At 58.9% G+C, this 14,402-nt stretch carries 10 protein-coding genes; 6 read left to right on the forward strand and 4 right to left on the reverse strand.

The annotated features are described in order from the left end of the window. Positions 1–21: 21 nt before the first annotated feature. Positions 22–1,536: a siroheme synthase CysG gene (gene cysG / locus G6N80_RS13395; RefSeq protein WP_165134455.1), complete on the reverse strand. Its 1,515-nt coding sequence runs from the start codon at positions 1,534–1,536 to the stop codon at positions 22–24. Between the two features lie 707 nt (positions 1,537–2,243). Here cysG and G6N80_RS13400 point away from each other — a divergent pair. The 4 genes from G6N80_RS13400 (at position 2,244) to G6N80_RS13415 (ending at position 6,743) form a co-directional block, all read left to right on the forward strand. Beyond that, positions 2,244–3,272: a LacI family DNA-binding transcriptional regulator gene (locus G6N80_RS13400; RefSeq protein ID WP_062555894.1), complete on the forward strand. Its 1,029-nt coding sequence runs from the start codon at positions 2,244–2,246 to the stop codon at positions 3,270–3,272. A gap of 256 nt (positions 3,273–3,528) precedes the next feature. Beyond that, positions 3,529–4,452, forward strand: coding sequence for a nucleoside hydrolase (locus G6N80_RS13405; protein ID WP_165134458.1), 924 nt, complete (start codon positions 3,529–3,531; stop codon positions 4,450–4,452). Next, positions 4,449–6,239, forward strand: a complete 1,791-nt coding sequence (locus tag G6N80_RS13410) for an adenine deaminase (protein ID WP_165134461.1) — start codon at positions 4,449–4,451, stop codon at positions 6,237–6,239. The genes G6N80_RS13405 and G6N80_RS13410 overlap by 4 nt, the downstream gene beginning before the upstream one ends. A gap of 60 nt (positions 6,240–6,299) precedes the next feature. After that, on the forward strand, positions 6,300–6,743 hold the full coding sequence (locus G6N80_RS13415; RefSeq protein WP_165134464.1) for a hypothetical protein: 444 nt from the start codon (positions 6,300–6,302) through the stop codon (positions 6,741–6,743). A gap of 13 nt (positions 6,744–6,756) precedes the next feature. Here G6N80_RS13415 and G6N80_RS13420 read toward each other — a convergent pair whose 3' ends face one another. Then, on the reverse strand, positions 6,757–7,491 hold the full coding sequence (locus G6N80_RS13420) for a response regulator (protein ID WP_062555890.1): 735 nt from the start codon (positions 7,489–7,491) through the stop codon (positions 6,757–6,759). 128 nt (positions 7,492–7,619) lie between these two features. On the opposite strand from G6N80_RS13420, the gene G6N80_RS13425 reads away from it, so the two are divergent. Then, positions 7,620–8,372 carry a Crp/Fnr family transcriptional regulator gene (locus G6N80_RS13425; RefSeq protein ID WP_062555889.1) on the forward strand — a complete coding sequence of 251 codons (753 nt, stop codon included), beginning with the start codon at positions 7,620–7,622 and terminating at the stop codon, positions 8,370–8,372. Positions 8,373–8,397: 25 nt separating this feature from the next. Further along, entirely contained in the window at positions 8,398–10,311 is a 1,914-nt protein-coding gene (locus G6N80_RS13430) for a hybrid sensor histidine kinase/response regulator (RefSeq protein ID WP_165134467.1), read from the forward strand. A gap of 24 nt (positions 10,312–10,335) precedes the next feature. On the opposite strand, the gene G6N80_RS13435 is transcribed toward G6N80_RS13430, so the two are convergent. Together G6N80_RS13435 and G6N80_RS13440 are read right to left on the reverse strand one after the other, a co-directional pair. Then, complete coding sequence (locus G6N80_RS13435; protein ID WP_062555887.1) at positions 10,336–12,525, reverse strand: sensor domain-containing phosphodiesterase; 2,190 nt, start codon at positions 12,523–12,525, stop codon at positions 10,336–10,338. A gap of 106 nt (positions 12,526–12,631) precedes the next feature. Then, on the reverse strand, positions 12,632–14,386 hold the full coding sequence (locus G6N80_RS13440) for an ABC transporter ATP-binding protein/permease (protein WP_062555886.1): 1,755 nt from the start codon (positions 14,384–14,386) through the stop codon (positions 12,632–12,634). Positions 14,387–14,402 lie beyond the last annotated feature (16 nt).

Consider the following 14,402-nt stretch of genomic DNA (forward strand, 5'->3'; position numbering starts at 1 on the left):
GAGAGCTGTCGACAGGCAGCGCTACCCTGTGATGGTTCCAAACGTTGCAATGGTGTCGGTCTCTGACCTTTCACCATCGGCGCGCTTCGCCTTGATGAATGCATCGCCGATGCCGATCAGGACCGGGTTGTGATAGCCGATTTCGCCCATGGCCTGTGGCATATCGGACAGCATTCCCACCCAGCGCTGTTCGTCGTCACGCGCAATCGAACTAAGGATGACGGCTGGTGTCGACGGGCTCATGCCGAAGCCTGTCAGTTTATCCGTGATGGCTTTTGCTGTACGTCCGCCCATATAGAAAATCGTGGTCACGGACGGGTCCGCCAGCTTTGACCAGTCGAGATCTGTGGGCAATTCGCCTTTCCGCGAATGACCGGTCACGAAACGCACAGACTGCGCATGATCGCGATGCGTCAGGGACACGCCGAGACGCGCCGCCATGGCCGTGGCGGAGGTGATGCCGGGAACGATCTCGACCGGAATGTTTTCCCGTTCCAGGCTTTCGATTTCTTCGCCCGCACGCCCGAAGATCATCGGGTCACCGGATTTCAGGCGCACGACGCGCTTGCCGGATTTGGCGAGGGCAACCATCGTGGCGTTGATGTCTTCCTGCTTGCAGCTTTCACGGCCACCGCGTTTGCCGACCAGCATGCGCTTTGCTTCGCGCCTTGCCAGTTCCAGCACATCAGATGACACGAGATCGTCGAACAGGATGACATCCGCCGATTGAAGTGCGCGCACCGCCTTCAATGTCAGAAGCTCCGCATCGCCAGGGCCTGCGCCAACCAGGGTCACCTTGCCAGTGCCGGTCTCTGTTTCGCTTGCACGTGCAATAGCCTCCGCTTCACGAACGAGCGTATCGCCTATATTTTCAGCAGGTTTTTCACGGAAGACACGGTCTACGAAGCGTTCCCAGAAGGTGCGGCGCTCGGTTCCAGGGTTCAGCCGCTCGTTGATCACGCCGCGGATGGACTGCGCGATTTCCGCCCAGCTTTTCAGCGTCGGCGGAAGCAGGGTCTCGATGCGGCGACGGATCGCCTGACCCAGAATGGGCGCCGCACCATCAGTCGAAATGCCGATGATGACCGGAGAGCGGTTGACGATGGAGCCGAACTGGAACTCGCAGAAGGCAGGCTTATCGATGACGTTGACCGGAACACGCGCCGCCTTGGCCGCGCAGTAGAACGCCTTCGCGTCCTCATCCGTTTCGCAGTCGCCAAGCGCGATCGCTGCTCCCTCGAAGGAGGTGATCGACCATGGCCTGTCATGATGGGTCAACCGAGGCTGCTGCGACGCTGCGTCGTTCGCCAGCAGTTGTCGAAACGTGTCTGAAAGCTCATCGGCTAGACAATAGAGATCGACGAAAGCGCCGCAGGCTACCAGAAGCTCGGCCTTCCAGGCTGCACCCTCTGAGCCGCCCGCCAAGACAACCCGTCTGTCGGTCAGGTCCAGGAAGACCGGCAATTTTGCAAGCGGCTCCATCCGGGCAGGCGCGCCCCGGCGGCTATCGTTTTGCAAAGGATGCAGTGCGCTCATTTCAGGTCTCCTGCGGGCATTTCTCTCGTTTCTCGGTGCAACGAGTGTCCGGCACGTCTTGATCTTCGCAAATTCCTGCCAGAGGAAGCCACGTCCCGGCAAGGAATAATCCTGCAAAAAGCTTGCCATTCATGGAAAACCGAACCGAACATTCTTAATCATCCGCCGTTTTTCATAGTCCGCAACCCGACCACCGCCTTAGAGCGGGGTTCGACCTGATTGAATCATTCTGCGACAATGGATTTTCGTCAGGATCAAGGATTTTGCCGAAGGGCATATCTGGATATACGTCCGAGGCGAAAGCCGCCGATAGTGGCGAAAATACATGTCGCCCACCGGCCACGCCGCTTTGCCGAGGCAAAGCGACAAGCGTGTCCGGCACTTCAAATGCTTGCCGGATTGCAAGGCAATCCGGCGGGAGGGTTGGCCGAAACCGGCCGTCCACTTTGTCGAAGGGCTTGGGCGTAGCTTAAGGCTACGCCACGCGCCCTTCTCCTCGTGGAACGAACCGGTTTTGGCCAACAGAATTGGTCCAATCAGATCGAATCCCGTTCTAAGCAAGTGTTTTGAACCGACTGTGGTTGAGAAGCCGATTGCGTCCAGCACCCTGACGGCTTTAGGAAGAATGGAAGCCTCTGTCACGAGGGGCTAGACAGTTTTAGCAATCCTTATTATCCGATTAAACGATTAACCTAATCCGGTGCGGTATGAAGCCCAAGCCCAAACTCACTCTGCTGGCCGAAACGTTCAACGTCTCCGTGGCGACGGTGTCGAATGCGTTGTCGGGCAAGGGAAGGATTTCGCCGGACCTTGCGCAACGCATTCGCGACAGGGCCCGTGAGATCGGTTATGTGCCCAGCAGCGCCGGGCGGGCGCTCAGGACAGGTCGCAGCGGCGTATTGGGGCTGGTTCTTCCGGACATTTCCAATCCGCTGTTTCCGCAGATCGCTCAGGCTATCGAGCAGGCCGCATCGACCTGCGGCTACGGCGTCCTGATCGGCGATGCACGCGGCAGCACGGAAGGACAGTCGGAAGCGATCAATCGGCTCCTCGAGCGCGGCGTGGACGGCATGCTGGTGATTCCCAGACGTGGAACCCGGGTAACCGATATCGGACGGCCGCTCGCCATGATCGATTCCCCATCCACGCCCGGCAATACCGTCTCTGCCGATCATCATGACGGCGGTGTGAAGATGGGCGCCTATCTCGCGGAACTCGGTCACCGGCATGTGCTGATCGTCGCGATGAGCTCGCGCTCGATTGTGCAGGCGGATCGGATCGAGGGACTGAAGCAGGGATTGGGTGAACAGGCGCGGGTCGAATTGATCTTCACGGAGGATCTTGCCGAGCAGGACGGAGCCGTTGGCTCTCTTGGGCTCGCTAGTTACGTTGCGCGTGGCGTAACTGCCGTCGCAACACTGTCCGACCTGACCGCGCTGCGAGTGCTGACCGAACTTCAGGGTGCGGGTTTGAGTGTTCCGGACCGCGTCAGCGTCACGGGCTTCGACGACCTGATCTGGTCGTCGGCCATCACGCCGGGTCTGACGACGATGCGGGCCGACATGGCCGAAATCGGACGTATCGTGGTTGAAGCGCTTGTAAAGTCGATCGAACGGCCGGAGCAGGCCGAGCGAACACAAAGCGGAACCGTGAAGGCAAGTCCCGATCGCGTTGCCATGGAACTTCTCATCCGGGCATCCTCCGGCAAGGCACGACATTTCGAGGTGACATCATGAGCGGATCTGTCACTTCCGGCCGGCACGGTCGTATTTTGGCCTTGGTTGTGATTTGTAGTACGTTTCTAGCATTCAGCATCCCCCGATTCAAAGCTGGTCAGGTTCGCGACCTGTTCCTCATTGCCGGTCCTACTCCGGAAGCGGCGGAGTTTGCCCGGTCGTCGCGCGCGATGCACACGGCATCAGGTCTTTTCCGTGTCATCGTGCGCGGCCTTTTTGGGTCGCAGCCACGCCCATCCCTGCCGGGAGCGGCTTGATGGGCGTGTGGATCGACACCGACATGGGTTTCGACGACATCGTTGCCTTGCTGGTCGTTTGTCACAGCACGGAGGTCATCGATGGCGTGTCGCTGGTTTTCGGCAACGCACCGCTTGCGCAGGTGGAAAAGAATGCCGCTGGCGCCGCTTATGTTTTTGACTGGCGCTTTCCCATTCATCGCGGTCGGGCACTGCCTGTTCTGAGCGTTCTTGAAACGGCACAGAGCATTCTCGGAACCGGAGGCATGCCGTCAACGGGGCTGCATCTGCCGATGGAGTTGACCCTCGATGACACGTCCTCCGCTTTCGATGCCTTGTCCGGCTATCTTCAATCGGGCGAAGACCGACGCATTCTCGCGCTTGGTCCACTGACCAATCTGGCTGCACTCGTTCTTGCCCGACCCGAACTGGCGTGTCGCATCGGCGAGCTTGTCTGGATGGGCGGAGGACTGACAACCGGCAACCATACCGCTTCTGCAGAATTCAACGCACTGGCCGATCCTGAGGCGCTTGCCATCCTGCTTGCCCAGAATGTGCCGGTCCGGATGGTGGATCTTGACCTTTGCCGAAAGGTGCTGGCCGGTCCCTCCGACGTTCTTCCCATCCGCCATGCAAGAGGCAAGAATGCGAGACTGCTTGCCGACCTTCTGGAAGGCTTCATCAATATCGCCATCAGCCGCGGGCGTAGCGCCATGTCGCTTTACGATGCCGTTGCAGCCGTTGCCTTCACGCGGCCGGAGCTCGTGTCCTGGCGAGCGGCTCGCCTTGACGTAGAGCTTTCCGGCACCCACACCCGTGGCAGGACCGTGATCGAGTCCCGCACCGGCCGGTCACCCTTCAATGCCTTTTTTGCGCAAGACATCGATGTCGATGCCGCGCGCGATCTCATCTTGCAAGTTCTGAAAGTCGAAGCCAGCCGATGACCCGCCCCTTTGAACTGATGGATCTCAACCTGCCGGAACTGCGTCGCAGGGCGGTGCAGGCTGCGCGTGGAGAGGTGCCCTTCGACTGTCTCCTGAAAGGCGGTACGGTTCTCGACGTCATTACCGGCGAGAGACGGCTAGGCGATGTCGGGCTTGTCGGTCCCCTGATCGCAAGTGTCCATGAACCGGGTCGGTTCGAAAACGCCGCTTCCGTTGTCAATGCCACTGGAACCTTCATTGCTCCGGGCCTGATCGACACGCATATGCATATCGAAAGCTCGATGGTGACACCCGCTGCCTATGCCCAGGCCGTCGTGCCACGGGGCGTGACCACAGTGGTCTGGGACCCGCATGAGTTCGGTAATGTCGTGGGAATAGCCGGTGTGAACTGGGCGGCCGATGCGGTGATCGATCTTCCGCTTCGTGTCATGCTGCTTGCGCCATCGTCCGTGCCATCCGCGCCGGGACTGGAGCGGGCAGGTGCCGATTTCGACGCGACCGTGCTGGAGGATCTGCTCGCCCGGCAGGAGATTGCCGGTATCGCCGAAATGATGAACATGCGCGGCATCATCGAAGGCGATGCCCGTATGGAGGGCATCATCCAGGCTGGCCTTACGACGCGCAAGCTTGTCTGCGGCCATGCGCGTGGGCTGTCCGGACCCGATCTTCAGGCATTCGTCACGGCAGGCGTTTCGTCCGACCACGAACTCGTTTCCGCCGATGACCTCCTGGAAAAGCTGCGCGCCGGTTTGACGATCGAGCTACGGGGAAGCCACGATCATCTGCTGCCGGAATTCGTTGCCGCGCTCAATCGGCTGGGGCATTTGCCGCAAACGGTGACGCTGTGTACCGACGACGTCTTTCCCGATGACCTTCACAAGGGCGGTGGACTGGACGATGTCGTCCGACGGCTGGTCCGCTATGGCATGAGACCGGAATGGGCGCTGCAGGCTGCGACAATCAATGCTGCACGCCGGCTCGAACGGCAGGATCTCGGCGTGATTGCGCCGGGTCGCCGTGCCGATCTCGTGCTGTTCGAGGACCTTGAGAGCTTCGAAGCGCGTCGTGTTTTCGTTTCCGGGCGCGAAGTGGCGGCCGGAGGTGCGCTGCTTCAGCCCGCTCTCGAGGCATCGAGCGAAATTCTGCAGGGGACTGTCAAGCTTTGCCACCTGTCGCCGGATGATTTCCGAGTTGCAGTCGACAGTCCCGATGCGCGGCAGGTGAAAATTGCCACGATCGATCGTCCGCGCTTCACGCAGTGGGGAGAAGCGATCGCCGACGTGGTTGATGCTCACGTTGTCCCGCCCGAGGGAACGACGCTGATCTCGGTCATCCATCGTCATGGATTGGCCGAGCCGATCGTACGAACGGGCTTCCTCACCGGCTGGGGGGATTGGCGGGGCGCCTTTGCATCCACCGTCTCTCACGATAGTCACAATCTGACGGTTTTCGGGCGCAATCCTGTCGATATGGCGGTTGCGGCCAATGCTGTCATCGACGCCGGTGGTGGCCTGGCGGTTGTTTCAGACGGCATCGTGCAGGCGTTGCTTCCGCTTCCGCTGGGCGGACTTGTGTCGCAGGCCCATCTCGGCGAGGTTGCCGCGCAGTTTTCCGCAGTCCGGCAGGCCATGGATGGAATTGTCGACTGGCAACCGCCTTATCTGGTCTTTAAAGCCTGCTTTGGTGCGACGCTCGCGTGTAACGCAGGTCCGCACCAGACGGATCTCGGGATCGCCGATGTTGAGACCGGGCGTCTCCTGCCTTCCCCGATCCTTCAGATTTTTTGACCTGCAAATTTGTCGCAGTTGATTCTGCGCAAAGCATATCTGATTGTCGCAGGCTATCTCATGATCAAGGACAAGCGCGCCGGTGATGGGTCGCGCGTCGAGACGAAGGGGGTAATGCCCCTCGAAGGAATGATCATGGATCTTGCCTATCAAGTTGCCGACATGACGATCCCGGAAATCGATCGCGCGTTTCCGCTTGCCACGGCTGGCCGGATTGCAACGGATCTGTCGCAATGGCGACAGTTTTGCGAAACCATTATCAAAGGTCATGACCAGCCTGACCGTAACGAGCGGCTGATCGTTTGTGCCAATGGACGAGGTTATCTGAAGGCTCTGTGCATGACCCGGGTGATGCAGACCGAAGAAGGACCGGTTTTGGACGTCCCGGTGCAGGTGATTGCGACCGTCGTCGACGAAGAGGGCGTTCGCCGGGCAATGCATGATGGTCTTGTCGCGCTGGCCTACAAGACCGGCAGTGTGTTGCGGGAGACTGCCGCAGCCTGAACGGCCATCGGTCTCAGCCGTTGTTCTCACCGGTGAAGATGTAACCGACGCCACGAACCGAACGAATGAAGGTGGGCTGCGCCGGGTTGGGCTCGATCTTCTTGCGTAAGCGCGCAATCTGGGCGTCGATAGCCCGATCATAGGCATCGAATTGCCGACCGCGCGTCTGATCCATCAGCATTTCACGCGTCAGCACGCGGCCTGCATTGCGGATCATGACGGTCAGCATGTCAAACTCACCGGTCGTCAGCTCGATTTCCTGCTGGTCCGGATTGAGAAGGCGTCGGCGGTGGATTTCCAGCCGCCATCCGTCAAATTCAAGTGTCTGGCCTGGGTCCGCGTGGCTCTGTGCAGGTTCCGCCGGTTTGCGCCTTCGCAGGATGCTTCGTACCCGCGCAAGCACTTCGCGAAGATGGAAGGGCTTGGGAATATAGTCATCGGCGCCGACCTCAAGTCCGATGATCCGGTCCAGTACGTCATCGCGGCCTGTCAGCATCACGATCGGCACATCGGAGCCTGCCCTGACTTCCCGCGCCAGCGCCAGCCCGTCCTCGCTCTGCGGTAGCACCAGATCGAGCAGAATGAGATCGATAGTGTGGTCGGCAAGCGCCTTGCGCATGCCGTTGCCGTCTGCGGCGCCATGGACCACGAAGCCTTCGTCTTCGAAATAGCGCGTTACCATCTGACGGATACGCGGATCATCATCCACGATGAGAATCCGTTCCGCACGCTTCTCCACCATCGCCATCCCGCTGACCTGACTGGTATTTTATGCTGTTACAAACTGTTACACGATTTCACCAACCGTAACATGACAGGCATCCTTCTGTCACCGCCGCCCGACATATTGAGGTCATCAAGACAGAGGGATAGATCATGTTTTCGACAGCTTCCACCACACAGGCGACGATTGCGGCCATGGCAACCATGAAGCCGCAACTGGCAACGATGGAAGAGCTGTTTTCTACTTCCCCGCGCGAGACGCTGGATGTGGGCGAAGGCCTGTTCTGGGAAGGCGACCGCGCGCAGCACATTTTCGAAATCACGGAAGGCGTATTGCGTATCTTCAAGATCATTGCCGACGGGCGCCGCGTCATTACCGGCTTCCTGTACGCTGGCGACATGGTGGGTCTGTCGCTCAAGAATGTCTACCTCTACAGCGCGGAAGCGGTCACGCCGGTCAAGGTTCGTCGCCTGACACGAAAGGCGTTTCAGGATGCGATCGAGAATTCGCCAGAGCTTCGTCCGCAGCTTTTTGCGCTGATGTGCGATGAGATGGCGGCAGCTCAGGACCAGATGGTGCTTCTCTCGCGAAAGAGTGCCGAGGAACGTCTCTGCAGCTTCCTGATGATGCTCGGTCAGCGCCAGTCCGGGCAGACCCAGATGCCAAGGACCGTTGAACTGGCCATGAGCCGTCAGGACATGGCCGATTATCTCGGGCTGACCATCGAAACGGTATCACGTACCGTCACCAAGCTTATCCAGCGCGGCATCATCACGCCGAACGGTCGCCATGCTTTCGACGTCACCAAGCCGGGAAAACTTCTTGCGCTGTGCGGTGATGGCGATAGTTATGAGGACTTGGGGGATCGTGCCGTCAAAACCCGGCAGGCGGTATGGCCCCACTGATTGGACGAAAGGTTGACAGTCAAGCATGGCAGAGTTTCGAACCCCCGACACCGGCGCGGTTAACAGTGCGGGTTTGTTGTCGCTGCTCGATCCGGTCAATCTCATCGTTCATACCGCGCAAGGCGTGATCAGCGACTGGAGCACGGGAAGTGCTGCGCTCTTCGGATGGACACGCGACGAGGTCATCGGCCTGCATGTCACCGAGCTTCTATCACCGAAGCCCGGTGTTTCGCTTGAGGATATCGCGTCTTCGATCCGAGCGGACGGATCGTGGAAATCCAATCTCGAATATCGTCACAAGGACGGCCATACGATTTCGGTGCTCAGCCGCTGGATACCGTTCGGACGCGATGAGGACGGCACGGATCTCTTCCTGCAGTTCAACGAGGATTTTCGCGCAGCCGCCACGATCCAGGAAAACCTCGCGGCGCGAGAAGCGCATTTCCGCTCGATCCTCCAGACCGTGCCGGAAGCCATGGTGGTCATCGACGAGGTGGGTACCATCACCTCCTTCAGCACGACCGCGGAAGATCTTTTCGGTTACGAAGCGCATGAGGTCGAAGGCCGCAACGTGCGCATGTTGATGCCGACGCCCGACCGCGACAATCATGACAATTATATCCGCAACTATCTGCGGACCGGACAGCGCCGCATCATCGGCCTGGGTCGGGTGGTGAAGGGGCTGCGCAAGGACGGATCTACCTTCCCGATGGAACTGGCGGTCGGTGAGGCGATTTCCAGTGGCAAGCGCATCTTTACCGGCTTCATCCGCGACCTCACGAGCAGGCACAAGATCGAGGAGGAACTGCGGCAATCCCAGAAGATGGAGGCCATCGGCCAGCTGACGGGTGGTCTGGCGCATGACTTCAACAACCTGCTCACCATCATCAGCGGCAATCTGGAAATGCTGGAAATGCGGGTGCGCGATCCCAAGGCGCAGGTTCTGCTGCGAGAAGCGCAGGGCGCGACCGATGACGGGGCAAAGTTGACAGGACAACTGCTTGCATTCGGCCGCCGCCAGCCGCTCAATCCGCGCCTGACCGATCTGGGGCAGATGATTTCCAGCTTCTCGGAACTGATCCGCCGCACCATCGGGGACCAAGTGGAATTGCGCACGGTTATCCGGGCCGGGGAAAACGAGGCGCTGGTTGACGGACCACAGCTTCAGAACGCGCTTTTGAACCTCACTCTCAATGCCCGTGACGCCATGCCGGGTGGCGGACTGCTGACCATCGAGGTGAGCCGCAGCCATCTGGATTTTGACTATGCGCAAATGTACCCGCAGCTTCGGGCGGGCGATTATGTACTGGTGTCGGTCACCGATACCGGGATGGGCATGACGGATGAAGTCAAACAGCGCGCCTTTGAGCCATTCTTTACGACCAAGACCATGGGGGCTGGTACAGGGCTTGGTCTCAGCATGGTCTACGGTTTCGTCCGGCAGTCTGGCGGACATATCCAGATCTACAGCGAGCCGGGTCAGGGAACCAGCATCCGGTTGTTTTTGCCTGCCGTGCAAGGAGCCGTTGCAACCGGCCATGCGGAAGACATATCCGCGCCAGTCATGGACTATCCGGGCGGTGATGAGGTCATTCTGGCGGTCGAGGATGATCCGCGTGTTCGTCGCGTTGCCGTGGCCCGGCTCGAAAGCATGGGCTACAAGGTCCATGAAGCATCAAACGGTGTCGAAGCACTCGACGTACTGGAAAAGCACGACGATATCGCTCTCGTCTTCACCGATATTTCGATGCCCGGAATGTCGGGAGATCAGCTGGCGGAACATGTGCGTGAGCGATGGCCCGACATCCGCATTCTCTTTACATCGGGCTATGCCGAGCCCGAGGTGGCTGGCAAAGAACTTGCGGCTGACGAAAGTTGGCTGAAAAAGCCCTATACGGCGCGCGAACTTGCCGTGCAGCTTCGCGCCCTGCTGGACTGAAGTTTTCCGTCTGGGGGGGGGCTGTCAGGTCTTTCGGCGGGCCTGCTTGGCTGGCGGCTTGGCGCGTGAGGCAAGCATGGCCTCGATATCTGCCGCGGGAAGGGCTTTTCCGTAGAGATAGCCCTGGCCGTAATCGCAGCCCATCAAGCGCAGGGCAATCTGCTGATCCAGCGTTTCGACGCCTTCCGCAATCGTCTTCAGACCCAGATCGTGGCTCAGCATGATGAGCGCGCGTGTGATTGCCGAATCTCTCTGGCGTGTCAAAAGATCGCGCACAAAGCCACGGTCGATCTTCAGCGTTGTGATCGGATAGCGCTGGAGAGAGCCGAGCGAGGCATAGCCGGTGCCGAAATCGTCGAACGCGATGCCGATGCCCAGTTCACGCAACTCACTGATCAGTTCGTAGGCTCTGCCTTCATCCTCCAGCGTGGCGGTTTCCGTGATTTCCAGCTCCAGCCAGCGAGGATCCACGCCATGCTCACGCGAAAGACGGCTGACCTGTGCCGGAAGATCGCTTCCGCGCATTTGCGACGGAAACAGGTTCATGCCCATCTTGATCGGTGGCAATCCCTTGGCGACCCAGGTACCCAGTTGACGGATCGCTTCGTTCATGACCCACGCGCCAACATCGAGACTGAGGGCGCTCTGCTCCAGGGCTGGCAAGAAGTGCCCGGGCATCAACAGACCTTTTTCGGGATGCTGCCAGCGGATCAGCGCTTCGATGCCTGAGAGTTCGCCGGTTTCCAGGAGTACCTGCGGCTGGTAGTGCAACACGAATTGCTGCTTGCGCAGCGCTTCCAGCAGCTCGTCTCGAGCCACACGGCGCTGCTGCGATGTCTGCTCAACATGGCCCTCATAGGCGATGGCGCTGTTGCCGCCTGTCTTTCGCGCATGCGCCAATGCGAAATCCGCATTCGCCATCCACTCACGGGCATTTGCCGTATCCTGGCGCAAGGCATAACCGAGCGCGGCTCCGAGCTTCAGCTTCATGGACCCCAGATCAAAGGGGAGAACCATCTCCTCCATGACTGCCTGGGCCAGAACGTGCGCTTCTTCAAAGGTCTGAGCCGATTGAACGAGCAGACCAATCTGTTCCTCGCCAAGCCTTGCAATAACGCTTTCCTTGGCCAGAACGCGCGGCAGGCGCACGGCGATATTCTGGAGCAGCGTATCAAAGATGTCCTGGCCGAGCCGGTCTCCCGTTTCCTTCAGGCCGTCCAGTTCGATCAGTAAAAGTGTACCTGCAACATGTGTCTGGCAATGCTGATCGATCAGTTCCTCGAAGCGGTGACGGGTATTGAAACCGGTGACTGGATCCTGGTTCGCAAGGCGCAGGAGACGCTTGTCGCGTTCCCTCCGTTCCGAAATGTCGTTGATAATGGCGCCGATCCCCATGCCGGCTGCATCGTTCCATGCCGAAAGCGTAATTTCGATCGGAATCTCGCTTCCGTCGCTCCGCCGTGCGAACACCTCCACCGTCTTGCCATCAAGAAGTGGACCTTTCTTGTCGGACAGTTGTTCAAAACTCTGATGATGGGAGGCACGAAACCGCATGGGAATAATGATTTCGACGTCTCTGCCGATCAACTGCCCACGCTCATAGCCCAACAATTTGAGCAGACTGTTGTTGACGAACTGGATACGGCCCTGACGATCCACGGAGATCATGGAGAGTTCGGTCGCATTGATGAAGCTTGCAGCGGTCTGGCCCGGAAAACCCTCGCGGCGCTCTTCATAGTGGTTCATCAACAGGCGCGCAGCCTGTTGCAGACGCTCATAATCCGACGTTGAAAATTCCGTTCTCGCCCGGGTGTCGGCAATACAGAGCGCGCCCATCGTCTCGCCGCTGAAGGTTTTCAACGGAGCGCCGGCATAAAAGCGTATAGAGGGATCACCCGTCACGATCGGAAGATCCTTCACCCTGTCATCGGTCTCGGTGTCGAGGATGACGAGAGGGCTGCCTCCTTCGACTGTCAGATTGCAGATGCTGTCCTCGCGCGGCATCTTTTTCAGGTCTGCGCCGACGCTTGCCTGGATGATCTGCGTCTTGTCATCGATCAAGGAAATGTAGGCGATCGGAGCACTGCAGAAGTTCGCAATGAAGTCGCACAGGGAGCGGGAAAACAGATCAGGGCTCGAATCGCCCAGCCGGAACTCTTCGATCAGTTCCCTGCGCAGACGTGACCGCCCGTGTCCATGTTGCTTGCCCGGCATAACGCCCTCAACTCAATCTATGGGTGCTAGTTTATCAGTTGAAACCTTATGAAACACATAACGCATTTATCAATTGTGCCGGTTTTGCGTCATTTTGCATGCAGTTCTAGTAGGGCTGAAGATGTATCAGTCGTGTTGAACTTGGCAGAAATGTCTCTGACCGTCCGACATAGATGATTGCCGCCTCCGACATTGTATTCAGGATTGCAAGGAGTTCGGACTGGGTTTCCGTTTCCAGTGCCTCGAACGCATCATCAAGAACAATCCATCGCGGCTTGACCAGCAGAGCATTTGCGATGCGAAGGCGCATCTGATCATCTTCCTGCAGGACACGCTCCCATCTTTCGCGAGCCGACAACTTTTCCGTCAATCGGTGGAGGCCGACTGCTTCAAGTGCATTGCCCATCGCGTCCGGCGTGTAGGTGGCGACCGGCATCGGGTAGGTGAGAACTTCCTCCAGAGTTGCGTCCGGGAAGAACCCCTTCTGCGGGACCAGGAGCATCGAGCCGGATTTCGGCAGGCGGATCGTTCCCTTGCCCCAGGGCCACAGCCCGGCAATCGCCTGGAACAAGAGGCGGCGGTTGGCTCGCGGATCGCCGTTCACCATGATCCGTTCACCGGGCAAGATCACATATTCTCCGTCGAGCCGCAGCCCACGGTCACCACCGGAGCTGTTGGGTCTTGGCGACAGGAGCAGATCCTTCAGGGTCAGTTGCTCCGCCTCATCCTCTTCAACAGTCAATGTTTCCGGTTCTGCATGCTCGTTGTCGAGATCGATCAACGCCCTTCGAAACACCGAAACGCGATAGAGAGCGGCTTTCCAGTCGGCAATCGGACGGAAGTTATCGATATACCAGCGCAGCGCCGTGTTGACCTGGTTGAACGCACCGACCGCCATCATCAGACCGCCAAAGGAAAGGCCGCCACTGAAATAGACCGGTGCCGCAATCAGGATCGGTGCGATGGTGGTGAGCCAGCCGAACCCGGCAGAAACCCATGTCAGATTGGTATAGGCGAAGGCCAGCCGCCGGATGATGGCGAGAACTTCGCTGATGGCCTGCTGGATCCGCCGCCGCTCGCTGTCTTCGCCATTGGTCAGCGTAATCGCCAGCATGTTTTCGTTGGTCCGCATCATGGTGAAGCGCAGCTCGGCTTCCTGGGAGTAGCGCTGCGTGTTCAGTGTCGGCAGCTTGCGGCCAACATAGTTGCTGAGCATCGACGCAGAGCCCGCATAGAGTAGAGCTGCCCAGACCATATAGCCTGGAATGGCGATCTGCCGACCGTTGAAGGTGAAGGCGAAATCGGCCGAAAGCACCCAGAGGACACCGATGAAACTGGCCAGAAGGATGGTGGCGTTGACCAGCCCGATGGCAAGCGTCGTCGTCAGTTCCGCGAGATTGCGCGCATCCTCATGAAGCCGCTGATCCGGGTTGACCCCGATCTTGCCGAGGCTTGCCAGTCTCAGGGCCCTTCGCGGATGCATCCACTGATCGACGAGGTCTCGCGTCAATCCTTCGCGCATGAACAGTGCCGTCATCTGGTTCAGCCAGGCCTGGATGACGTTCAGCACAAGCAAAGAACCGGCGATGATGAAGAAGACCTTCAATTGCTCGAAAAAACCGTCGAGATCACGTTGCTCAAGCGCATTGTAGAACGGCGTGTTCCAGTAATTCAGACGGTATTGCGCATAGACAGTGGTCAGAATGATCGTCAGAAGTCCAACGATCAGCAAAAGCACCTTGTTTCTGACTTGAGACGACCAGAATGCGCCAGCCATCATTCTCAATTGGCCGCCAAATGTGAAGGGCGGGTAACCCGTATCCGGGTCTATCTGCGATGTTTTCGTCTCGATACTTGCCATTACGCGGTCCGGGCAG

Origin of the sequence: Rhizobium rhizoryzae (assembly GCF_011046895.1) — a bacterium.
Classification (GTDB): Bacteria; Pseudomonadota; Alphaproteobacteria; order Rhizobiales; family Rhizobiaceae; genus Neorhizobium; species Neorhizobium rhizoryzae.